At 65.7% G+C, this 22538-nt stretch carries 21 protein-coding genes, 1 tRNA gene and 1 pseudogene; 17 read left to right on the top strand and 6 right to left on the bottom strand.

From position 1 onward, the window contains the following. Positions 1–50 precede the first annotated feature (50 nt). The 3 genes from ABZ412_RS09845 (at position 51) to ABZ412_RS09835 (ending at position 3470) form a co-directional block, all read left to right on the top strand. Positions 51–1493, top strand: coding sequence for a molybdopterin-dependent oxidoreductase (locus tag ABZ412_RS09845; RefSeq protein ID WP_357278578.1), 1443 nt, complete (start codon positions 51–53; stop codon positions 1491–1493). 244 nt (positions 1494–1737) lie between these two features. After that, entirely contained in the window at positions 1738–2868 is a 1131-nt protein-coding gene (locus ABZ412_RS09840; protein ID WP_357278576.1) for a sensor histidine kinase, read from the top strand. Further along, the gene (locus ABZ412_RS09835; protein ID WP_357278574.1) at positions 2865–3470 is read left to right on the top strand and encodes a response regulator transcription factor; all 606 of its coding nucleotides are present in this window, start codon (positions 2865–2867) and stop codon (positions 3468–3470) included. The genes ABZ412_RS09840 and ABZ412_RS09835 overlap by 4 nt, the downstream gene beginning before the upstream one ends. 277 nt (positions 3471–3747) lie before the next feature. On the opposite strand, the gene ABZ412_RS09830 is transcribed toward ABZ412_RS09835, so the two are convergent. Then, positions 3748–5766, bottom strand: a complete 2019-nt coding sequence (locus ABZ412_RS09830) for a TPM domain-containing protein (RefSeq protein WP_357278572.1) — start codon at positions 5764–5766, stop codon at positions 3748–3750. A 61-nt stretch (positions 5767–5827) separates the two neighbouring features. Between ABZ412_RS09830 and ABZ412_RS09825 the strand changes: the two genes are divergently transcribed. Genes ABZ412_RS09825 through ABZ412_RS09810 form a run of 4 tightly spaced genes read left to right on the top strand, consistent with a single transcriptional unit; the run spans position 5828 to position 9232 of the window. Continuing rightward, complete coding sequence (locus ABZ412_RS09825) at positions 5828–6523, top strand: MBL fold metallo-hydrolase (protein WP_357278570.1); 696 nt, start codon at positions 5828–5830, stop codon at positions 6521–6523. A 44-nt stretch (positions 6524–6567) separates the two neighbouring features. Further along, entirely contained in the window at positions 6568–7224 is a 657-nt protein-coding gene (locus ABZ412_RS09820) for a YdcF family protein (protein WP_357278568.1), read from the top strand. Between the two features lie 3 nt (positions 7225–7227). Next, positions 7228–8496: a deoxyguanosinetriphosphate triphosphohydrolase gene (locus tag ABZ412_RS09815; RefSeq protein ID WP_357278566.1), complete on the top strand. Its 1269-nt coding sequence runs from the start codon at positions 7228–7230 to the stop codon at positions 8494–8496. 31 nt (positions 8497–8527) lie between these two features. Then, a complete protein-coding gene (locus tag ABZ412_RS09810; protein ID WP_357278564.1) occupies positions 8528–9232 on the top strand; it encodes a hypothetical protein in 705 nt (234 codons plus the stop codon). 129 nt (positions 9233–9361) lie between these two features. On the opposite strand, the gene ABZ412_RS09805 is transcribed toward ABZ412_RS09810, so the two are convergent. The 3 genes from ABZ412_RS09805 to ABZ412_RS09795 are packed head-to-tail and all read right to left on the bottom strand — an operon-like array spanning position 9362 to position 11209. After that, complete coding sequence (locus ABZ412_RS09805) at positions 9362–10039, bottom strand: ABC transporter ATP-binding protein (protein WP_357278562.1); 678 nt, start codon at positions 10037–10039, stop codon at positions 9362–9364. Continuing rightward, a complete protein-coding gene (locus ABZ412_RS09800; RefSeq protein ID WP_357278560.1) occupies positions 10036–10584 on the bottom strand; it encodes a biotin transporter BioY in 549 nt (182 codons plus the stop codon). Before ABZ412_RS09800 ends, ABZ412_RS09805 begins: the two co-directional genes overlap by 4 nt. A 34-nt stretch (positions 10585–10618) precedes the next feature. Continuing rightward, positions 10619–11209 (bottom strand): energy-coupling factor transporter transmembrane protein EcfT, encoded by a 591-nt coding sequence (locus ABZ412_RS09795; RefSeq protein ID WP_357278558.1) that lies wholly within the window; start codon positions 11207–11209, stop codon positions 10619–10621. A gap of 213 nt (positions 11210–11422) precedes the next feature. Here ABZ412_RS09795 and dnaG point away from each other — a divergent pair, with 213 nt between their 5' ends. After that, entirely contained in the window at positions 11423–13336 is a 1914-nt protein-coding gene (gene dnaG, locus ABZ412_RS09790; RefSeq protein ID WP_357278556.1) for a DNA primase, read from the top strand. Between the two features lie 117 nt (positions 13337–13453). Here the strand turns inward: dnaG and ABZ412_RS09785 are convergent, their stop codons facing one another. Beyond that, positions 13454–13699 (bottom strand): hypothetical protein, encoded by a 246-nt coding sequence (locus tag ABZ412_RS09785; protein WP_357278554.1) that lies wholly within the window; start codon positions 13697–13699, stop codon positions 13454–13456. A 187-nt stretch (positions 13700–13886) separates the two neighbouring features. Here ABZ412_RS09785 and ABZ412_RS09780 point away from each other — a divergent pair. The 9 genes from ABZ412_RS09780 to dbpB (ABZ412_RS09740) all read left to right on the top strand — a co-directional run bounded on the left by ABZ412_RS09780 (position 13887) and on the right by dbpB (ABZ412_RS09740) (position 22100). Next, a tRNA-Asn gene (locus ABZ412_RS09780) sits at positions 13887–13959 on the top strand. 1170 nt (positions 13960–15129) lie between these two features. Beyond that, on the top strand, positions 15130–15834 hold the full coding sequence (gene queC / locus ABZ412_RS09775; RefSeq protein WP_357278552.1) for a 7-cyano-7-deazaguanine synthase QueC: 705 nt from the start codon (positions 15130–15132) through the stop codon (positions 15832–15834). Positions 15835–15842: 8 nt separating this feature from the next. Continuing rightward, on the top strand, positions 15843–16481 hold the full coding sequence (gene queE / locus ABZ412_RS09770; protein ID WP_357278550.1) for a 7-carboxy-7-deazaguanine synthase: 639 nt from the start codon (positions 15843–15845) through the stop codon (positions 16479–16481). Beyond that, positions 16481–16837, top strand: coding sequence for a 6-carboxytetrahydropterin synthase QueD (gene queD / locus ABZ412_RS09765; RefSeq protein ID WP_357279023.1), 357 nt, complete (start codon positions 16481–16483; stop codon positions 16835–16837). The genes queE and queD overlap by 1 nt, the downstream gene beginning before the upstream one ends. Next, a complete protein-coding gene (folE2, locus tag ABZ412_RS09760; protein WP_357278548.1) occupies positions 16837–17634 on the top strand; it encodes a GTP cyclohydrolase FolE2 in 798 nt (265 codons plus the stop codon). Before queD ends, folE2 begins: the two co-directional genes overlap by 1 nt. 2 nt (positions 17635–17636) lie before the next feature. Beyond that, positions 17637–18596: a hypothetical protein gene (locus tag ABZ412_RS09755; RefSeq protein WP_357278546.1), complete on the top strand. Its 960-nt coding sequence runs from the start codon at positions 17637–17639 to the stop codon at positions 18594–18596. After that, positions 18596–19744: a DGQHR domain-containing protein DpdB gene (dbpB, locus tag ABZ412_RS09750; RefSeq protein ID WP_357278544.1), complete on the top strand. Its 1149-nt coding sequence runs from the start codon at positions 18596–18598 to the stop codon at positions 19742–19744. Before ABZ412_RS09755 ends, dbpB (ABZ412_RS09750) begins: the two co-directional genes overlap by 1 nt. Further along, a complete protein-coding gene (gene dpdA, locus ABZ412_RS09745; RefSeq protein ID WP_357278542.1) occupies positions 19741–20976 on the top strand; it encodes a tRNA-guanine transglycosylase DpdA in 1236 nt (411 codons plus the stop codon). The genes dbpB (ABZ412_RS09750) and dpdA overlap by 4 nt, the downstream gene beginning before the upstream one ends. Then, complete coding sequence (gene dbpB, locus ABZ412_RS09740; protein WP_357278540.1) at positions 20976–22100, top strand: DGQHR domain-containing protein DpdB; 1125 nt, start codon at positions 20976–20978, stop codon at positions 22098–22100. The genes dpdA and dbpB (ABZ412_RS09740) overlap by 1 nt, the downstream gene beginning before the upstream one ends. Here dbpB (ABZ412_RS09740) and ABZ412_RS09735 read toward each other — a convergent pair. Next, positions 22094–22438 (bottom strand): annotated as a pseudogene (locus ABZ412_RS09735) (integrase core domain-containing protein); the annotation flags it as partial. The gene dbpB (ABZ412_RS09740) and the pseudogene ABZ412_RS09735 sit on opposite strands and share 7 nt — an antisense overlap. Between the last annotated feature and the right edge of the window lie 100 nt (positions 22439–22538).

Genomic DNA, 22538 nt, shown 5'->3' with positions numbered 1-22538 from the left:
TGGGGAACAATGGGCCCGGAAACCCGGTGGGCTACGGAAGGTTCGGACAAGTGTCGGTGAAGGGGACGGCGGACCAGAAGGGGCTGCTGCACGCGGTCGCGGTGGGGGTGGGCGCGCTCGGCGCGGGCGAGCTGCTCGCCGCGGCGCGCGGCGGCTCCATGCTCGACGGAATCGGGCGGCTGGCCGCGGATTACGCGCCCGTGCAGGTGGTCGAGACCATGGTGGCGCAGGCCGGGGACCACGACAAGGAGATGACCCGGCTCGGTGTCGCGCTGTGGAGTGTGGGCGCGGCTGTCGGCACGGCGCTGCTCCCGCCGCGACTGCGCACCCCGGCGGCCGCCATATTCGGGGCCGCCACGGCGGCGGCGGCCCTGCGCAGCACCGACCGTTCGGTGCCCGGGGCGCTCGGCGCGGTGGCCGCCGCGGCCGTCCTGCGGGCCGGACTGCGCAAGCCCGGCGGGCACGGATTGTTGTGGGCCGCAGCGGGAACCGGCATGATCGCCGCCGCCGAGACATTGGTGCGACGCGAGGATCAGCGGCACCGGGAACGGGCTCGCCGGATCGGCCCGATGGGCGCGCACGTCCCGGTCCCCGAGGACGGCATCGGCAGCGAACCCGGCCTGACCCCGTTGATCACGCCCGCGAGCAAATTCTATGTGGCGGACGTGAATTCGCGGGCCCCGCGCATCGACCCCGCCGACTGGCGGCTATCCATCGGCGGCCGGGTCGCCCATCGGCTACGGCTGTCGCTGGCCGATCTGGCCGAGCAGGCCGTCGAATTCGACGCCGTCATGGTGTGCGTGCACAACACCGTCGGTTCCGGCCGCTGCGCCAATGCCCGCTGGCTCGGCGTCCCGCTGACCGCGCTGCTCGACCACGCCGTCCCCGAATCCGGTGCGACCCGCCTGGTCACCCGCGCCGTCGACGGCTACACCATCTCGCTGCCGCTGGAACCGCTGCGCACCGGCGAATGGCCCGGCTACCTGGTCATCGGCATGAACGGAGAACCGCTGCCGCCCGAACACGGCTTCCCCGCACGGGTTTTCGTGCCCGGCATCTACGGCCAGTACTCGGGTGCGAAGTGGGTCGGCGAACTCAAGCTCACCGACGACAGTCACGTCGACTACTGGTGGAAGCGCGGCTGGCCCGCCGAACCGCTGTGGGTGCGGCCGCAGGCCCGCATCGACGTCGCCTCCGGCGGCGGCGCGGGCGGCGGCAAGTTCACCGTCGCGGGCGTGGCCTGGGCCCCGCCGCACGGGGTCGCCGGGGTGGAGATCCGGATCGGCGAAACCGATTGGCTGCCGGTCGAACTCGGCTCCGAACTGGCCCCCGCCGCCTGGCGGCGCTGGCGCACCATTGTCGACGTGCCGCCGGGCACCCACACCATTCAGGCTCGCGCCATCAGCCGCTCCGGCGAGGTCCAGGACGCCGAGGAGCGCCCGCCGTTCCCGATCGGCCCGGGCGGCCTGCACAGCGTCACCGTCACGGCCTGATCGTCGCCTCGCCCGTGACATCCGTCATGGGCGGACAGTGACGAACCGGGGATGCGTGGCAGGTCGCGGCGGGTGACGGTATTGGTGTGAAACTCACGGCGTGTGGCGTGTGCCGCTTTGCCCCGGGCCGGTGCTGCCGGCTGCCCCGATGCTGTCCCTGAGCGCTGTCATACCGTCTCTATCCGCCGTACGACCGCACGCTGACCGGCGACGATCGGCATGGGCTCGGGTAGCGTCCCGCGGTGTGGACGCGGAAGAGGCGGGTATTCGGCGACGGCGACGGTTCGGGACGCTGCTCGCGGCCGTGTGGGCGGTGTACCTGTTCGACCCGCTGCGGCAGGGCTGGCAGCTCGAGAATCCGGTGGCCCGCGCGTACACGATCGCGGTGATCGTCGCCTTCGGCATCGCCTATGTGGCGTCCTATTGGCTGCTGGTGCGCGGCCCGTCCGACCAGGGCTGGCCACCGCAGCCGCCCTGGCTGGTGGTGGCCGGATCGCTGGCCGTGCAGGCGGCGCTGATCGCGGCCGCGGCGGTCACCCTGCACTCGCAGATGCTCGGGCTGGGCGTGTACATGGCCTCCTACATCGCGTTCACGCTGCCGGTGCGGCGGGCGGTCCCACTCGAACTCGCGTTGATCGTGGTGTTCGCGGTGCTGCCGCAACTGCTCACCGGGCAGCCGCCCGCGTACTCGCTGATGCAGTCGATCGTGCTGGCGGCCTTCGCGGTCGGCGGGATCCGGGTGATCCTGCAACGCAATCACGAACTGCACATCGCCCGGCAGCAGCTCGCCGAACTGGCCGTGGCGGAGGAGCGGCTGCGGGTCGGGCGCGACGTGCACGACATCCTCGGCCACTCGCTCACCGTCATCACCGTGAAAACCGAACTGGCGCAACGTCTCATCGACGTCGCACCCGAGCGCGCGAAGACGGAGATGGCGGATGTGGAACAGCTGGCGCGGGAAGCGCTGGCCGGAGTGCGCTCGACCGTCGGTGGGCTGCGGGCGGTGTCGCTCGCCGGCGAGCTGACCAATGCCCGCACGGCGCTGAACGCCGCCGAAATCGAGGGCGTGCTGCCGGATCCCGGCGAACTACCGTCGCGGCACAGCGTCGTGTTCGGCTGGGTGCTGCGCGAGGCCGTCACCAATGTGGTGCGGCACAGCGGCGCGGCGCACTGCTGGGTCCGGGTGACCCCGAACAGCATCGAGATCGCCGATGACGGTGTGGGCCCGCGCGACTCGGCCCGCACCGGATCCGGCCTGTCCGGACTGCGCGAGCGGGTCCGGGCCACCGGCGGCGAACTGACCCTGGGCGCGCGCCCGGACGGCGGCTTCCGGGTGCTGGCAAGCTTCCCGGAGACGATCAAGGAGCCGGAATGATCAAACTGCTGCTCGCCGACGATCAGGCTCTGGTCCGCGGCGCCCTCGCGGCCCTGTTGAGCCTGGAACCCGACCTCGACGTGGTCGCCGAGGTCGGCCGCGGCGACGAGGTGCTCGCCGCCGTCGAACGCACCACCCCCGACGTGGCCCTGCTGGACGTGGAAATGCCCGGCCTGGACGGCATCTCGGCCGCCGCCCAGCTGCACGCCGCCCATCCGGCGGTGCGCATCCTGATGGTCACCACCTTCGGTCGCCCCGGCTACCTGCGCCGCGCCATCGACGCGGGCGCCTCCGGCTTCGTCGTCAAGGACACCCCCGCCCGGGAACTCGCCGACGCCGTCCGGCGTGTCCACATGGGCCTGCGCGTCGTCGACCCGGCCCTGGCCACCGAAACCCTCACGGTCGGAACCTCACCCCTCACGGCTCGGGAACGCGAGGTTCTCGCCGCGGCCGCCGACGGTGCGACCGCGGGCGCCATCGCCAAGCTGCTGCACCTGTCCGAGGGCACGGTCCGCAACCATTTGTCCTCCGCCATCGGTAAGACGGGCACTCGCACGCGGGCCGAAGCCGTCCGGGCGGCGGAGCGTCTCGGCTGGCTCTAGCACCCCGGGGCATTAACTGAATCATGACCACGGGTGGCACAGTGTGGGAAATGTTCTGAAATGAGCCACTTTCTCAAGTTTGCTGGGTTAGGTTCACGGCTACACCGGACAGTCGGTGAGAAAAGCGGAAGTCGGAGGACACCATGGGAATTCTCAGCCTGATCGCGGGGCTCGCGCAGATGGTCATCGGCACCATCGTGGCCAACACGGGTTCGGGTGGGACCGGCTCCGGCTGGTGAGTGCGCCGGGTTCGGCTCGCCTCCGGTGAGCCGAACCCTCAGAACCGGCCGCCCCGGCTGATCCGCCGGGAGCCGTCGGAACCGCCGAAGGAGCCGGGGCCGTAGCTGCGGCCACCGCCCCCGCCGCCGAAACCGCCGCCGAATCCGCCACCGCCGCGGCGGTACTCATTGCCCATCCCGCGCAGCATGCCGTCGATGAGGATTCCACCCAGGATGGCCCCGGTCTGGGAGCCGCCGGAAGACACGCGTTGCTGCTGCTGGGCCTGCCACTCCTGCACCGCTGCCTGCGCGGTGTGCAGCGCGCGAGCGCCGAGTTCGACGGCGCGCTGGGCGGATTGGAGAGCCTGCTCGGGATTCGAGGTGGCGAGCTGAGCGGCCTGCTCCAGACTGCGCTGGGCCTCGGCGAGGCGGGTGCGTGGTTCGGCGTCGACCCCGCCGCGGCGGGTGCTGATGTAGTCGGCGGCGGCATTGACCTGGCTGCGGGCCGCGGTCAGCGTCCGGTCGAGACGGCGACGCAGGTCATCGGCGGCCCGCTTGCGATCGCCGGCCGCGGCAATGGCCTGATCCAGCGCGGCGTCGGCGGCGACGGCCTGCCGGAAGACCCCGAGCGGATTGGCGGCCCCGTCGGCGGTGGCCTGATCGAGAGCCGCGCGCGCGACGGCCGTCGCGGCGGGCAGATCGGTGCCGCCGTGTTCCGACAGTCCGTCGGCGGTGGCCAGATCGCCGCGCAGTTCCTCGATCATGGCCGACAGTCCGGCCCGCGCCTGCTCGATATCGGTGGCGGCCGAATCGACCGCGTCCAACAGCGTGCGAGCCGCGTCCACGGCCGATTCGGCGGCGCGAATATCGGATACCGCCGCGCCCTGCTGCCCGACCGGTTTGGCGGCCGCGGCACGGCCGTCCGCGATCGTCTTCTCCGCGAACCCGATTCGCTCGCTCGCCATGCTCACGTTGTCGTGGATGGGCGCGAGCACCGACGCGGGATGCGCGGCCACCAGTGCCGTGAGCGTGGCCTGGGAACCGGGCACCCGCGCGGTGAGTTCGATCAGGTCGCGAGTCAGCGCGTCCAGCCGCTCTCCGGCATTGATGAGCAGATTGCGCATGGCGTCGAATTCGCCGACCTTGGCATCGAGGTCCCGATTCGCGCTGCCGCAGCTGCTGACCAGGTCGATCAGCATGCGCTGCTGCTGATCCGGGGTCTCGGGGATATCGTCGTCGAGTTGCTGGCGGATCGAGAACGCCTTGGCCAGCGCCCGTTTCGCGCCCTCCAGGGCGGCGGTGAAGGGCGCGGTGGCGGTGCCCCCGAATTCGTCGGTGGCCAGCCGCAATTCCTCGGTGCTGATGCGAATGGCGTTGTCGGTGTCGACCAGGGTCTCCTTGGAGAGGGCGTCCAGTACGACCAGCGGCAGGGCCTCCAGCGCCCGGGCGTCGGTCGGATCGGTCTTGCGCGCCGAATCCATGACCGAGCGTTCCCGCCGCGTCTTGCGCCGCTTCGACCACCACCAGATCCCCAGCACCGCCAGCGCCACCAGGAGCGCGATGATCAGTATCGGGAACAGCCCGATGCCGCCGGACCCGCTCATGGCGTCCGAGAGCCCGGTCGCCGTGGCCAGCCCGGCCCCGGCCCAATTCCCGTCGCGCAGCTTCGGCTCCACCCTGTCGGTGAGCAGGCGGTCGAGTTCCTTGTCACTGACCGACTGCGGCACCGTCCCGGTGAACGCGTACGCCCGATCGTCGACGGCCACCGACAGCAGCACGTCGCGATCCCCGAACCCGGACAGTTTCGCGGTCTGCTCACCCCAGGCGTGCGAGTCCAGGCCGCTGAAGTCGCGCACGTAGACGATCCACAGCCGCTCGTGGTCACGCGAGTACAGCGCGTCGATGGCCTGCTGCAGCTCCGCGGTCTGCCCGCGGTCCAGCGCCCCGGCCTTGTCGGTGACATAGCCGGGCAGTCGCAGGGGCGTCTCGGCCGCGGCCGGCGCGGCGTGGCCGCCGACCAGGGCCAAGGCCGCGAGCAGACCGGTCACGAGGAGGGACAGCTGCTTCGGTGGCCGCATGCATCGAATCTAACTGTGGAACGCGGAGGGTCGGTTTCTTCTGCACGCTGTGTCGGGAGCCATGACTACGATCGGTGAGGTGATCACCATCGATTCGCCCTACACGGGCCACGTCTCGCCCGGCTCCAATCCGCAGCAGCGTGAGGTTCCGGGCGCGCGCATCGTGAAGATGTCGGTCGGTGGCATGGACAACAACACCTATCTGGTGCAGTGCGCCGCCACCGGCGCGACCCTGCTGATCGACGCCGCCAACGAGGCCGGGCGGATCCTCGAGCTCATCGGCCAAGAGGCCCCGGGCCGGGTGGAGCTCATCGTCACCACCCACCAGCACCAGGACCACTGGTTCGCGCTTCCGGATGTGGTGGCGGCCACCGACATTCCGACCGCCGCGCACGAGCTGGACGCCGCGCCGCTACCGGTGCCCCCGGCCCGGCTGCTGGCCGACGGTGACAAGGTTCACGTCGGCGACCTCGTGCTGGAGGCCATTCACCTGCGCGGGCACACGCCCGGCTCGGTCGCGCTGGCGCTGACCGACGGCGCTGGCGGCGTCCACCTGTTCACCGGTGACTCGCTGTTCCCGGGCGGCGTGGGCCGGACCCTGTCGCCGGAGCAGTTCACCTCGCTGCTCGGCGACGTCGAGACCAAACTGTTCGACCGCTATCCGGACGACGCCGCGGTGTATCCGGGCCACGGCGACGACACCACCCTCGGCGCCGAGCGCCCGCACCTGCCCGAATGGCGGCAACGCGGTTGGTGAGACTCCGCAACCATCGAGCCGAACCGGACCGGTCGGCACAGGACATGGCCACATCCACCGCCTCCGGACGCGGTGGCGGCACGCTGCGCTGGGTGCGGCGGCTGCTGGTCGGCGGGGTGCTGATGGGCCTGGTCGTGGTGGGCGGCACCGCACTGCACGTGTGGCAGGTGGCCCGCATCGACGACTACGCCCACGCCGACGCCATCGTGGTGCTGGGCGCGGCCCAGTACGACGGCACCCCGTCGTCGGTGTTCGAGGCGCGACTGGACCAGGCGCACAAGCTGTTCCGCAAGCAGGTCGCCCCCATGATCGTGACGGTGGGCGGCAAACGGGTCGGAGACAACTACACCGAGGCGGCCTCGGGCAAGAACTACCTGAAGGACCAGGGCGTCCCGGAGGACCGGATCCTGGCCGTCGAAACCGGTTCCGACACCCTGCAAAGCGTGGAAGCGGTGTCGAAAGCGCTGCTGGCGCGTGGAAAATCGTCGGTGGTGCTGGTCAGCGACCCCTGGCATTCGCTGCGCACCCGCACCATGGCGCGTGACGCCGGGCTGTCGGCCTGGACCGCGCCCACCAGGACCGGGCCCGCGGTGTACACGCGGGAATCGCAGGCGCACGGGATCTTCCGGGAGACCTTCGCATTGCTCTGGTATCAGCTGACCCATTTCTCGGCGGACTTCAAATACACGGCGGATCAGTGAGCAATGAACGCACGCATCGACTATGACGGGGTCTACACCGACGCCGACCGGGAACGCATGGTTCCCGAGACCGAGCACACGGCCGGACTGAGCTGGTCGCCGTGCCCCGCCCGGCGCAGCGAGTTCGCGCGCGACCGGGCCCGGGTACTGCACTCGGCCGCGCTGCGGCGGCTCGCCGACAAGACCCAGGTCATGGGCCCCCGCGACGGTGACACCCCGCGCACCCGGCTCACCCATTCGCTGGAGGTCGCCCAGATCGGCCGCAGCATCGCCGACAGCCTGGGCTGTGATCCCGACCTGGTGGACCTGGCCGGGCTCGCCCACGACATCGGGCACCCGCCCTACGGGCACAATGGCGAGAAGGCGCTCGACCAATTCGCCGACGCGCACGGCGGTTTCGAGGGCAACGCGCAGAACCTGCGCATCCTCACCCGGCTCGAACCCAAGGTGATCGACGACCAGGGCGTCAGTTTCGGGCTCAACCCGACCCGGGCGGCCCTGGACGCGGTCATCAAATACCCGTGGGGCAGAACGGGTCCCAGCTCCAAGTTCGGGGCCTACGGGGTGGACATGGACCGGCTGGACTGGGTCCGCAAGGACGCGCCCGAACGCCGCCAGTGCCTGGAGTCGCAGATCATGGACTGGGCCGACGATGTCGCCTATTCGGTGCACGATGTCGAGGACGGGGTCATCGTGGGGCGCATCGACCTGCGCGCCCTGGCCGATCCGGTCGAACAGGTGGCGCTCGCCGAACTCGGCGCGCAACGGCATGCCGCGCATTCCGTGGACGACATGGTGGCCGCGGCGCAGCGGCTCTCCGAATTACCGGTGGTCGCGGCCGCCGCCGAGTACGACGGCTCGCTGCTCGCCTCCGTCGCGCTCAAACGGCTGACCAGCGATCTGGTGGGCCGCTTCGCCACCGCCGCCGTCGAGGCCACCCGCGCCGCGTGGGGCGGCCGCCAATTGTCGCGCTACGACGCCGATCTGGAGGTGCCGCGCATCGTGGCCGCCGAGGTCGCGGTCCTCAAGACCATGGCGTTGCGCTACGTGCTCTCCGACCCCATCCACCGGGTGCGGCAGGCCGGGCAGCGCGAACGCATCCTGCTCGTCGCCGACCGGCTGCTCGCCGCCGCCCCGCACGGGCTGGACCGGCTGCTGCTGCCGTGGTGGGAGGAAGCCGCCGACGACACCGCGCGGGTGCGGGTGATCGTCGACCAGATCGCCTCCTACACCGAGAGCCGCCTGGAACGCATCGCCGCCGCGATACCCTGATTTCGGTGAATCCGGCGGCAGGGGGCGCGCGATGACACGCGAGGTGGACGACCTGGTCGACCTCGAGCGATATCCGCTCGACCGGCGGTCCGTGGCGCGGCTGCGTGAGGTGATCGAGCGGTCGCAGGCGGACTTCCTGGTCAGCGGAGTCACCGTGCTGCCCGAATTCCTGCGGCCCGCCGCGGTCACCGAGATGGCGGCCGATGTGCTCTCCGACGGACTCGGCGACGCCATGCGCTTCGAATACACCGTGGCCTGCGACCGGATTCCGGACTCCTCGCCGTTGAAGGCGCTCTACCATTGGGAACCCTTGCGGGAGTTCGTCTCCCACCTGGTGGGGGAGCAGGCCTACCGGTCCGCCGACGAACTGGGCGCCATGACGGTGCAGATCCACGAGAACGGCGACGCGCAGGACTGGCACTACGACATGTCCGATTACACGGTGATGCTGCACATCGTCGCGCCGGAGCGGGGCGGAGCGCTCGAATACATCCCGCTGCCCGGCGCTTTCATCGAGCGTGGGGGCGGGCTGCCGATGCGGCACCGGCACATGGTGAAGATGCTGCCGACCGTGCCCGGGACGCTGGTGCTGCACGCCGGGCGGCGGTCCCGGCACCGGGTGACGCCGGTACAGGGCGAGATTCCGCGGGTGAGCGTGCACATGGCGTTCAACGCGCGGCCCGGGCAGCGGTTGAACGCGCACGTGCGGCGGCATCTGTTCGGGCGCGAGGACTGAAATCTTGGTGGGCGCGCATGGCCTGAAGCTCAGTCGGCGCGCATGGACTGAGGCTCAACCGGAGTGCATCGACTGAAGCTCAGCCGGAGTGCACGGACTGAGGCTCAGCCGGAGCGCACGGACTGAGCGTCAGTCGGAGTGCATGGCCACGTAGTGCGGGATGGTCTTCGCGGGCGGGCCGTCGGCCACGACGCGGCCCTCGTCGAACACCAGCACGCGGTCGAAATCGGCGAGCAGGTCCAGATCGTGGGAGACCACGACCAGTCGCTGCGGGAGGTCGCGCAGCATCCGGGTGATGCGGCGTGTGTTGCGGAGGTCGAGCAGGGTGGTCGGTTCGTCGAACACCACGTACTCCGGTCGCACCGACAGCACCGCGGCGATGGCGAGCAGTTGCTTCTGGCCGCCGCTGAGCAGATGCGCGGGATGGTCACCGAATTCGCTGAGGCCGTAGGTCGCGAGGGTTTCGGTGACCCGTTGCGGGATGTCGGATTTGGCGACGCCGTGGTGTTTGAGGCCGAAGGCGAGGTCCTCGGCGACCGTCGGCATGACGATCTGCACATCCGGATCCTGGAAGACGAATCCGACCAGTTTGCGCACGGCCCGGCCCTGTTTGCGGGTATCGAGGCCGTCCACGCGCACCGTCCCCGCGGTCGGCACCTGCAGGCCGTTGAGCAGCCGCGCGAAGGTGGACTTGCCCGAACCGTTCGCGCCGACGACGGCGATCCGGTGCTCGCTCAAACGCAGATCCAGGTCGCGCAGTACTTCGCGCTCGCCGAATCGGTGTGAGACGCCGTCGAGTTCGATCATGCTCGGGCCGGAATCATCGGATACGCCTTGCGCACCGCCACCGCGGCCAGCGACCCGATCACGGTCTTGACCACATCGCCCGGCAGGAACGCCACCGAGGTCGTGATCGCCTTGCCCAGCGAGATGTGCGCGGCCGCGGCCATCCACGGGATCCCGATGGCGTACAGCACGATCGCGCCGCCGAGGAAGTTGATCAGCAGGGCCAGCGGCAGGTTGTAGTGCTTCCACACCCGTTCGGTGAGCAGGCCGATCACCAGCGCGCCGATCGGATAGGCGATCACGAAGCCACCCGTCGGGCCCATGATCACCGACAGGCCGCCGCGCCCGCCCGACAGCACCGGCAGCCCCGCGAAGACCATGACGTCGAAGAGCAACATGGCCAGCGCGCCGCGCTTGGCGCCCAGAATCGAGCCCGCCAGGATGACGCCCAGAGTTTGCGAGGTGAACGGTGCGAAGGCGCCCGGCAACTGGATCAGCGGGAAGAATCCCAGGACCACCATGATTGCCGCGAACAGCGCGATCTGCGCCAAATCCCTACTACGCACCCGAGGCATCCTAAAGGGGTGCCGGACCGACCGGTCAGTCCAGGCCGCGAGCGTCCAGGGCCTCGCCGACGCCGTCGGCCATCCGTAGTGTGCGGATCAGTAGCGGGACCAGGAAGACCGTGCTGCGCTCGATGCCGCGAGCCCGCTGGGCAGCGCGCACGAGTTCGGCCTGCTCACGGATGACCGGGATGAATCGGATGGTCATCGCGACCAGCAGGCCCACCCGTTCGGGGCGGACGCCGAGCGGGCGCAGCGGGGTGAGTGCGCGTTCGATGGTGTCGACCATGGCCGAGGTGCGGGTGGTCAAGGTCACCAGATTGGCCAGCAGGACCAGGGTGAGCAGGCGTTCCCCGACCAGGACCGCCGTACGCGCATCGGTGAAGATCACCTGCGCGATCACGATCAACCCCAGGAACGGCAGCAGCGTAAGGACCTGCCGCCCGGTCGTCCGCCACGGAATCCGCGCGAGCGCGTACAAGCCCGGCACCACGATGAGCGCGCCGGTCAGCACGGTGATCGACGACACGAAGAACAGCGCCGTCCCCGCGACCGCGAGCCCGGCCAGTTTCACCCCCGCGGGCACGACGTGCACCGGCGTCCGGGCGTCGTGGTAGAGGCTGAGCACGCATCGATCTTCGCAGCTCGGCTCCGCCGCAGGTCGTCGGGGATCGGACGACTGGTTTCGGTGCGAGTGGGGCAACTCATCGGGGACGTCCGAAATCGGTTCGGAGCCTGGCCGCCGGCCCGCATGCATGGCAATCAACGGCACTGTGTCGTGCGCCGAGGCGCGGAGAGGCGGGGAAGCGCGTGTCGGGGCCCCGGGGGCTAGACTCGCTGGGTGGCTGGCCGACTTCCGGACCGCGATATCGCGGCGATTCGTGAACGTGTCCGGATCGAGGATGTCGTAGGGGAGTACGTCGCCCTCCGCCGAGCCGGCGCCGACTCCATGAAGGGCCTGTGCCCGTTCCACGACGAGAAGTCGCCGTCGTTCCACGTGCGGCCCAATCACGGCGTGTTCCACTGCTTCGGCTGCGGTGAGGGCGGCGACGTCTTCGCGTTCCTGCAGAAGATCGAGCACGTCGGCTTCGTCGAGGCCGTCGAGCAGATGGCCGACCGGCTCAACTACAAGATCAACTACGAGGGCGGCGGCACGGCGGTCCGCGTCGACCGCGGCACCCGCGCCCGCCTGGTCGCCGCCAACGCGGCCGCGCACGAGTTCTACATCTCGCAGCTCGGCGAGCCCGGGGCCGAGGCGGCCCGCAAGTACCTCACCGACCGTAATTTCGACCACAATGCCGCCCACCAGTTCGGCTGCGGCTACGCCCCCGGCGGCTGGGACACCCTCACGAAACACCTGCTGCGCAAGGGTTTCGAGTTCAAGGAGCTGGAGGCAGCGGGCCTGTCCAAGCAGGGCCAGCGCGGCCCGATGGACCGTTTCAACCGCCGTCTGCTGTGGCCGATCCGCAATCTCGGCGGCGAGGTGATCGGCTTCGGCGCGCGCCGCCTCTACGACGACGACACCATGACCGCCAAGTACATCAACACCTCGGAGACGTTGCTGTACAAGAAGTCCCAGGTGCTGTTCGGGCTCGACCACGCCAAGCGGGAGATCGCCAAGGGTCATCAGGCCGTGGTCGTGGAGGGCTACACCGACGTCATGGCCATGCATCTGGCCGGCGTCAAGACCGCGGTCGCCTCCTGCGGCACCGCCTTCGGCGACGACCACCTCGCGATCCTGCGCCGCCTGCTCATGGACGATAATTTCTGGCGCGGCGAGATCATCTACACCTTCGACGGCGACGCCGCCGGCCAGGCCGCCGCCCTCAAGGCCTTCTCCGGCGACCAGAAGCTCGCCGGACAGACCTACATCGCGGTGGCCCCCGACGGCCTCGACCCGTGCGAACTGCGCCAGCGCAACGGCGACGGCGCGGTCCGCGACCTGGTCGCCCGCCGAGTCCCGTTGTACGAGTTCGTCATCCGCGGCCTGCTCGCCGAACACAACCTCGACGCCCCCGAAGGCCAGGTCGAGGCCCTGCGCCGCGCCGTCCCCGTGGTCTCCCAGATCAAGGACTTCGCCCTCCGCAAGGCCTACGCCACCAAACTGGCCGGTTGGGTCGGCTGGGACGACATCCAGCAGGTGGTCCGCCGCGTCGGCGAGGAGGCCCGCAAGGGCGCCCGCACCGGCGCCAAGCCCGGCATCCCCGAACGCCAACCCCACCACGAGGTTTCACCCGGCCCCGCCGCCCGTCCCAACCCCACGGACCCGGCCCTGCTGCCCCAACGCCAAACCCTCGCCGCCGCCCTGCAATACCCCGGCTTCGCGGGCGCGGTCTTCGACTCCCTCGAGCCCGAAGCCTTCACCCACCCCGCGTTCGTCGCCGTCCGCGCCGCCATCGCCGAAGCCGGCGGCACCGCCGCGGGCCTCACCGGCGCCGAATGGGTCACCGCCGTCGCCGACAACACCGACGACCTCACCCTGCGCGCCATGGTCTCCGAACTGGCCGCCGAACCGCTCCCGGTGAAATCCGCCGACGACATCCCTCGCTTCGTCGCCGGCGTCCTGGCCCGCACCCAGGAATCCTGGGTCGGCCGCCAGATCGCCGAACTGAAGTCCAAACTCCAGCGCATATCCTCCACCGAACAGCCCGACGCCTACATGGCCCTGTTCGGCGACCTGGTGGCCCTGGAGCAATACCGCAAGAGCCTCCTCACCCAGGCCATGGGCAACTCAGGCGACTTCGCAGGCGTCTGACGAATAAGCGCTATACCCACACCACACCCAGCCGGCAGGCGGCGAAGCTCGCCGCCCCGGGGCAGGGGTGTGGGGGCGCGGCCCCCACAAGGGGGCAAGGGGCAAAGCCCCAATCCCTCAGCGCCGCAGCTGGTCCTGCGGCACCAGGATCGTGGTCCGCTCGTCCAGCGGCACCATCGGCTCCAGCTTCGGCTGGGTGTTCAGCTTGTCCGCGAGCTTCTGCCGCCCCATCATCACGACCTTCCGCGTGACAGGGCTCTCGCTGATCGCGCGGGTCGTCTTACTGATCTGCTCATATCGAACCCGCCCGGCCTTGGCGCCCAGCACATACCCAGCCGCCACACCGATGATCAACCGCAGCATCCCGAGAAGCTCCTCCCATAGACCAGTCCGCCCCCATATCCTGCCCGACCCCACCCCACCCTGTCGATCCGGCACCCCGTCCCCACCCCACCCACATTCCCGCAGGTAGAGCCGCGATTTGGGAACTGTACAACCGATACGCTAAAGTTTTCTCCGGCCGGTCCGGAAGGGTCAGCCAGGGAAACAATCCCCTATAGCTCAATTGGCAGAGCAGCCGACTGTTAATCGGCAGGTTTCTGGTTCGAGTCCAGATGGGGGAGCCGAAAGGCCCCTGACCAGCGGTTCACCCCGCACGGTCAGGGGCTTTTTTCGTTCGGTCCACTTATTGGACTCCACACCAAGAAGACCCCAAGAATTCGCCGCCGAACGTTTCGTCGACGGCTGAACCACCCGGCGAATCGTCCGATCCGGCAACCAGACTCCGGGGCTCTCCTGTCGAAGTCCGGCCAAGTTATCCAAGTCAGCGTGATGATTCCGAACAACGGCACGTCCGCACCGGTTGAGGTTGTCCCGGGCTTCCGGACAGGTTTCGTCGGTCGCTCGGGCCGGGGCCCCGCAGGTCCTGTCTCGGTGCGAGGCCGAGATGCTGTCTGTCTACGAGGTGTGTGATGAGACTGAGGTTCCGGTACTGAAATCGCAACGAGATGATCGCTGTCGCATAGCATCTCGACAGTCCGAGCTGGGCGTCCTTTGGGGGCTGGCTATTTCGAGCAGGGCTGGGTCTGTATCGCCCCGCATCGGTTGGGGCTTGATCATCTTCGACGGCGTCCGTATCCAGGCTGGCCCCATCGGCCGAGCTACGAGCTGCTGTACCACGCTATTGGACGCAACCTGTTGCTGTGGACCAGAGTAACTGACGTTGCCTGTTGGTTCGACTCGGGTACGCCATGCCGATGGTCAGTTGAATGAGGCTGAAGCACAGCACAAGTCGTGCCACTCGAGGCAAGAATCCGGACAATCCGCACCGGACTCGCCGACGCAATCGACGACGTCAGGGTCCTTGGATAATGCGTGCTGATGCCTACAATCAGGTCGCCTGATTCCGAACGCAGTCTCTTTGATCAACGTCAGGTATGGAGTCAGGTCAGGGTGTACGTCTCCGATGCGCCTGAGCCGATCGAACAGTCTTGATGGTCGTCAGGTAGCGAGAAACTGTTCCTTCCTACCAATCCAGCTGGATGTCAGTTTCTTCGGCTGCGTGGCATGGCATAGTCGCACTGTGCATACGGAGCCAAGGTCAAGAGCCGGATGGTAGTCAGGTCGGTGAGGCGCCGCGCCTGTTGAGGCGGGTTGCTGACGGCTGCACGGCCCCGATTGGAAAGGGGTCCGGAGGCCGTGGCAATGTTGCAGCGACTGTCCTGGAAAACTACGCTCACCAGGTGTCGAATGACGGAGCAGTTTCCTCTAGTTACAAGCGATGGGAAGATGCAGTGACCACAGATAAGCGCAAGGCGGTCGTCCTGCTCAGTGGCGGGCTCGATTCGACGACGGTCCTCGCGATGGCTCAGCAGCAAGGGTACGAGACTTACGCACTTAGCTTCCGGTACGGGCAGCGACACACTGAGGAGCTCGAGGCCGCGAAGCTCGTTGCTACGAAACTTGGCGCTGCACAGCACGTGATAGCCGACATCAACCTGGCTGTCTTCGGCGGCTCCGCGTTGACAGACCGTGCCCTTGACGTGCCGCACTACGACCACGTCGACGACATGGACTCCGGCATCCCGATTACCTATGTGCCAGCGCGCAATACGGTCTTTCTCTCATTTGCTCTCGCCTGGGCCGAGACCCTTGGATCCTCTGACGTTTTCATCGGTGTGAACGCGCTCGACTACAGCGGCTACCCGGACTGCCGGCCCGAGTACATCGAGGCCTACGAGCGTATGGCGAATCTGGCGACAAAGGCTGGCGTTGAGGGCACGCAACTGCTCAAGATCCACACACCGCTGATCGACCTGACGAAGGCACAGACGATCAAGCGGGGACTCGAACTCGGCGTGGACTACGCCTGGACCCACAGTTGCTACGACCCGGTTGACGGACGCGCCTGTGAGACCTGCGACTCGTGTCTGTTGCGCGGCCGTGGCTTCGCCGAACTCGGCTTGGTCGACCCCTCATTCACTTCTCTCAAGGCCTGATCCCGCGTATGTATCGGGTGAAGGAGATCTTCTACACGCTTCAGGGTGAGGGCAGCCACGCTGGGCGACCGTCCGTGTTTTGTCGATTCACGAGCTGCAATCTGTGGACTGGACTGGAGAAGGATCGACATCGAGCGATCTGCCAGTTCTGTGATACCGACTTCGTTGGCACGGATGGGCCGGGCGGAGGACGGTTTCGGACTGCATCAGACCTCGCGGCGGCAGTGGCGAAGACCTGGGAGGGCCGTCCGCATTCGCGGTGCCGTCCCTATGTCGTCTGCACAGGCGGTGAGCCCTTGCTGCAGTTGGACGAGGCCGCGGTAGACGCTCTCCACGCGGAGGGATTCGAAGTCGCGATCGAGACGAACGGCACTCGCCGAGCCCCAGCGGGGATTGACTGGGTGTGCGTGAGCCCCAAGGCGGGTGCCGAGGTTGTCTTGACTTCGGGTGATGACCTCAAACTGGTCTACCCGCAGAAGGGCGCGTTGCCAGATCAATTCGAAGACCTCGACTTCACTCGCTTCCTGCTGCAGCCGATGGACGGGCCTGACCTGGTCGCCAACACCCAGGCAGCGATCGACTATTGCCTCGAAAACCCGCAGTGGCAGTTGAGCGTCCAGACGCACAAGACATTGGGGATCCGTTGATCGAGATTTTCCGCGAGTTCACGTTCGAAGCAGCCCACCGGCTTCCGAACGTGCCTGAGGGCCACAAGTGCGGTCGCCTGCACGGCCATAGCTACCGAGTCCAGGTGCATCTACGGGGCGAGATCGACCCTTCTCTGGGCTGGTTTATGGACTTCGGCGACCTCAAGGTCGCTTTCAAGCCGATCGAGGAGCAACTCGATCACTACTATCTCAATGACATTGAGGGGCTGGAGAACCCGACCAGCGAGGTGCTCGCGAAGTGGATCTGGACACGCTTGATTGACCAGTTGCCTTTGGCCGCAATCCAAGTGCGCGAGACATGCACGTCTGGTTGTATCTACCGTGGGGAGGACTAATGCTCCAGGACGTACAGGCTGCTCCAGATGTACGAGGTATCCCTCTCGATGAGGTCGGTATCGAGGGCCTTCGTTACCCGGTGCTGATCTCGAACGGGCAGGGAGACAAACGAGAGACCGTAGCCACTGCGAACATGTCGGTGAGCCTCGATCCCGGGGTCAAGGGAGCGCATCTCAGCCGCTTCATCGAAGTACTTCACAGTTGGCGTGAACAGTTGGGTGCGGCGAGCGCCGTTGGCATCGCGGATGACCTTCGCGAACGCATGGGGAGCACTCGTGCCCGTGTTCATATGGCGTTTCCCTATTTCCTCGAGCGGTCGGCTCCTGTTACGGGTGCGCCTGCCTTTGTCGAGTACAACTGTGCCGTTTCCGCTGTTAGTGCACGCGAGGGAAGCAGCCTTACGCTGCAGGTTGTAGTCCCGGTCACCAGTGTCTGTCCATGTAGCAAGGCGATCAGTGATCGAGGTGCGCACAACCAGCGAGGCTGGATCACCATCGATGTCCGCCCAGCGGACCATCCGACCGACCTCTGGTTCGATGAACTCATCGCGATCGCGGAGGCCGCTGGCTCATCGCCGGTCTATGCGCTGCTGAAGCGGCCTGACGAGCGCCACGTGACGATGGCGGGATATGACAACCCCGTCTTCGTCGAAGATATGGTCCGCAACGTCGCCCAGGCGCTTGCAAATTCGAATCGTATTGGGGCATACCGTATCCGGGCTGTCAATGACGAGAGCATTCATAACCACGCTGCCTTCGCCGAACTTGCCTGGACCAGCGCGGCTGGAAGCGTCTAGGCATGGAAAACCTCGCAGACCGGCGGGATCCGGCCATTCACGTTGTGGTGACGTGCGCGAACCGTAAACGCTGGATTGTGCCGGAACACCTTCGACTTCAGAACTTGAACGTCGAAGCGCCGGAGAAGCGTTGCGCCGCATGGCTTGAGCGGCTCTCCACAGGTTCACCGACGATCACTGCGACAAGCATGTATGCGGGCGAGCACTGGCAGGTGGCCAGGAATCTGCCTGAAACGCTTGGGTCGTCCGCAACTCTCTGGGTCAACTCGGCCGGTTACGGCTTGATCCCAGCCGTCGCTCCGATCCATCCCTACGCGGCGACTTTTGCCAACGGCCAACCTGACTCCGTAGCAACAACGTCCGATGCCGCGCGGCGTTGGTGGTTTGATTTGTCGAAATGGGAAGGGCCGTGCGCTGGCGAACCGCGGTCCTTTGCGGCACTGGCCGAGCGGAACCCCGACTCGGTGATCATCGCGGTAATGTCGGATGCGTACCTGCGTGCGTGTTCTCGTGACCTGAAGGAAGCGGCGGCGCGGCTGGTTGATGCTGAGAACATTTCGGTATTCGGGCCGCCGCGAAGCTGTTCCGACATCGACGATCTGATCGTTCCTGTAACTGCGGCACTACGGCCATCGGTTGGCGGTAGCTTGCAGGCTCTGAACGTGCGCGCTGCCGACCATGTTCTCCGGGTAGCGCGTGAGTCTGGTACACCATTACGCCGATCATTGCTCATCAAACTGATCTCTAATGCCACTGCAGCGGCGCCTGCAGATCCGGGACGTCGACCAGTCGGCATGAAGCTCGCCGATGAAGACGTTCGCGCCTTCATCCGAGAGCACATATCCGATGGACCGACATCGGCGACGAAACTGCTGCGGTCGCTGAGGGATTCGGGCCTGTCGTGCGAGCAAGCTCGTTTCAAAGCTCTCTTCGTCGAAGTATCCAGTGAGGTGCTGTTTTGATGGCGGCGACCAGAGTGACCCCGACACGAGAGGTCCGCGCCCTCCGGATCGTCCAGGCCAAGGACTATCCGCTGTACGTCTTCATGCTCCGAGCGAGCGAGATCCTGGACTTCGCTGACATCTCACGCGTCAGTCGCGATGAGGCGGGGAAGCTGATCGGATATCAGCGACCACAGGTACGCAAGCACATCCAGGAGATCGTGGAGTATCTGGATAGTGACGTACCGATCTTCCCGAACCCGATCATCATGGCGTTGTCCCCTGACGTTGTCTTCAGGAGCACCCGGGGCGGTAACCGCCATCCTGACGACGGGATCTCCGACACCGGCAGGCTCACCATTCCACTGCCGGAAGAGGGCAAGGCCAAACCAGCCTGGATCGTCGATGGTCAGCAGCGAGCCTTGGCCCTCTCCCGTGCCCAACGCAAGGACTTCCCCGTTCCGATCACGGCGTTCATTGCTGACACTGTCAATTTGCAGCGTGATCAGTTCGTCCGGATCAACAACACGAGGCCTCTTCCCCGCGGCTTGGTCACCGAGTTGCTGCCGGAGGTGGACAGCCCACTCCCGGCTCGTCTGGCAATCCGTCAGGCCCCATCGAAACTTTGCGATGTCCTGAACACAGACAAATCCTCGCCTTTCCTGGGCATGATCAAACGTGCCTCGATGTCTGGTAACAAGCCAACTAATGCGGTCGTTACTGACACGGGGATCGTTGAAATGATACAAGAGAGTTTGACATCCCCCTCAGGCTGTTTATACCCCTATAGGGATATCGGCCGAGGTGAAACCGATTTCGACAGCATTATCAAAGCCCTAATTATCTACTGGTCGGCTGTTCGAGACACCTTCCCTGACGCATGGGGAAAGTCTCCGGAAAAAAGTCGACTCATGCATGGAGCTGGGATTCGTGCAATGGGTCGTCTCATGGATCGGATTCTGGGAACGGTAGATCCGTTACGGGAGGATTCTCCTGAACGGATTCGTGAGCATCTTGCTCTTGTGGTGCCTTATTGTCGATGGACGGCAGGCACATGGAACGATATCGGATATCGTTGGAATGAAATCGAGAACGGCAGTAGATACTTCCAGGAACTCTCCAATTATCTCATTCGCACCTATCAATCGACACGTAGGGAACTCATGTGAAGTTCTACTTTCCCGATAGTCAGGACATGGTAAGTCCGAACTATGACTTCATTAACGACGAGTATTCTCCATTTCGTGTGCGGCAGCGAGATGACAAGTACGCCCATGAGGTTTTAAGCCCTGCGCCCTATGATGGAATATTGGTGAGTAAGGCCATCGTTGATGGCTCTATAAAAGGTGCCGGAAAATACTCCATGCCGCAGCGGGAGCGCTTGTACCGCCTTGGCGTAAAGAAGTATTTCCGCCTCCCCGATGATGTTAGATCACTCGGCGACTGTGGAGCCTTCAACTATATCAATGAGGAACTCCCGCCATACACGGTCGACGACGTTCTCGACTTCTATGAAGGCTGTGGGTTTGATTCTGGAATCAGTATCGACCACATCATCTTCGGATATGATCCAGATGTTGCGGATAGTGATGTAAACCCGGCCTGGGCGGAGCGTCGACAAACATCGCTCAGTTACGCCGAAAAATTCCTGGCAGGTGTCGAGGCTCGGGGCCGAAAGATTGAACCTGTCGGCGCGGCCCAGGGATGGAGTCCGGCAAGTTACGCGGACAGTGTGCAACGCCTTCAGGGCATGGGCTACCAACGGATTGCGCTGGGAGGCATGGTGCCGTTGAAGACTCATGAGATTCTCGCTTGTCTGAGGGAGATCGACGGAGTTCGGAGCCCGGAGACCGAGTTCCATCTATTGGGAATCACGCGTGTTGCATCCATGGAAGAATTTGCTCGGTACGGTGTTACAAGTTTCGATAGCACGTCACCATTCAAACAAGCCTTCATGGACGATCGAGACAACTACCATACGACGGATGGAACCTTCAATGCCATCCGTGTCCCGCAGTCGGACGGAAATCCTGCACTCAAGCGCAGAATATTGTCTGGTGCTGTCTGTCAATCAAAGGTAAAAGCTGCTGAGCGTGAGTGTCTCAAGCGATTGCGCGCTTTCGATACCGGCGATGCTTCGTTGGAGCAAGTGTTGTCCGCACTCGGTGACTACGAACCCCTTGTCGACCCAGTCAAAAAGTCGCGGCTCCCTGGATATAGGCGGACCCTTGAAGCGAAACCATGGAAGGCATGCAAATGTGAGCTCTGTCAGAAGCATGGGATAGAAATCGTCATATTTCGCGGCACTGAACGTAACAAGAGTCGTGGATTCCATAACCTGTCGGTGCTCTGTGAAAAAATGCACAACATCGCCGTCCGTCCGTCTGTCGAGGAGAGATAATGGCCGACCGCTACACGCTTCGCCTTCCTGCGCTGGAGGTTAGGCAGGGAACCCGCCGCATCTACTGCTTCGCAGTGGACGGCAAGCGGCTGCATGAGTTCGCGGCAGTTTCCCGCATCCGTCGCGACCCGGAGGAATTGCTTCACGGGTACCAGCGGCCTGAGGTTGCGAGTCATATTCGGGCAATCAAGCGCTATCTTGAATCGGATGAGGCGATGCTTCCGAACGCTGTGGTCCTCGCATTCGACAATCGGGTCAGCTTCGAGCCGTCATCGGGTTCCTCGCAGGCCGTGCATTACTCCACACCCGGCGAGTTGGTAGTCCCGATCGACGAGACGCTCGCCGAGGAGGATAAGCCGGCGTGGCTGGTGGACGGGCAGCAGCGTAGCGCAGCGATCCGGGATGCCGACATCGGTGAGTTTCCCGTCGCCGCGGTGGCGTTCATCGCCGATGACGAGGCCGAGCAGCGCTCGCAGTTCATTCTTGTAAACAACACAAAGCCTCTCCCCAAAGGTCTGGTCAACGAGTTGCTGCCGGACACGACGGGGCATCTGCCCCCCGCGTACGCTCGGCGGCAGCTTCCAGCGGAGATCATGACCCGGCTCAACGGGACGATTAGGGGTCCGTTCTACCGAATCATTGCCACACCGACGGCTCCCGATGGGTACATCAAGGACAATAGCGTTCTGAAGATGATCGAGCACAGCCTTTATGAGGGCGCCCTCTATCAGTACCGCAACCCTGCGGACGGCACCGGCGATATCGACAAGATGCTCGCGCACCTCAACACCTTCTGGGGTTTGGTTCGCGACACTTTTCCCGAGGCGTGGAAGCTGGACCCACGCAACTCCCGCCTCACGCATGGCGTGGGCATACAGTCCATGGGTTTTGTCATGGATCACCTTACTGAACACCTCGCGTCACACGAAGTGGACACAGATATCGTCATCGAAGCGATGAAGCGGATCGAAGGTGTAGCCAGGTGGACCTCGGGCACCTGGAACTTCAGTGAGAGTGGCGAGCGCAAATGGAACGGCCTGCAAAACACACCGAGTGACGTCCGTTTGCTGACGAACTACTTGCTGCAGGTTGTCGACCAGCAAGAGCCCGTCCCGCTCTACTGAACCGTGAGTCCGGTCGCGGACTCCTGGACTGCACACATTTTATGCAGTCCAGGAGTCGATCCCGCGGCTACCTGAGCTTCCGAGACCCAGAAGTCCTGCCACCGCGGCATGGGGTTCCCTGGGAGCGGTGGACAGTGGGTTACGCAGCGTTCGCCGCTTCTGTCAGGAGCGGCCGCTGGTAGCGGATCGGACTGATACCCACCGATGGCGGAGTGCCTGCGGGTAGCGTTGTAGCGGTCGATCCATTTACCAACCGCGCCAACGAGTTCAGCCTTACGGGTGAAGGTGTGACGATAGTAGAACTCGTGCTTGAAGGTCGACCACAGTGATTCGGCGGGGCTGTTGTCCCATAGACCGGTGAAGGCCGTGGCAGGGACAGGCTTTCACGGTCGCCCGCGCGAGGCGGCGGGGCGTCGTGGATGCGGGCCTTGATCGGCT

Origin of the sequence: Nocardia sp. NPDC005746, assembly GCF_040630785.1 — a bacterium.
GTDB lineage: Bacteria > Actinomycetota > Actinomycetes > Mycobacteriales > Mycobacteriaceae > Nocardia.
This window is presented reverse-complemented; position numbering and strand designations above follow the sequence as displayed.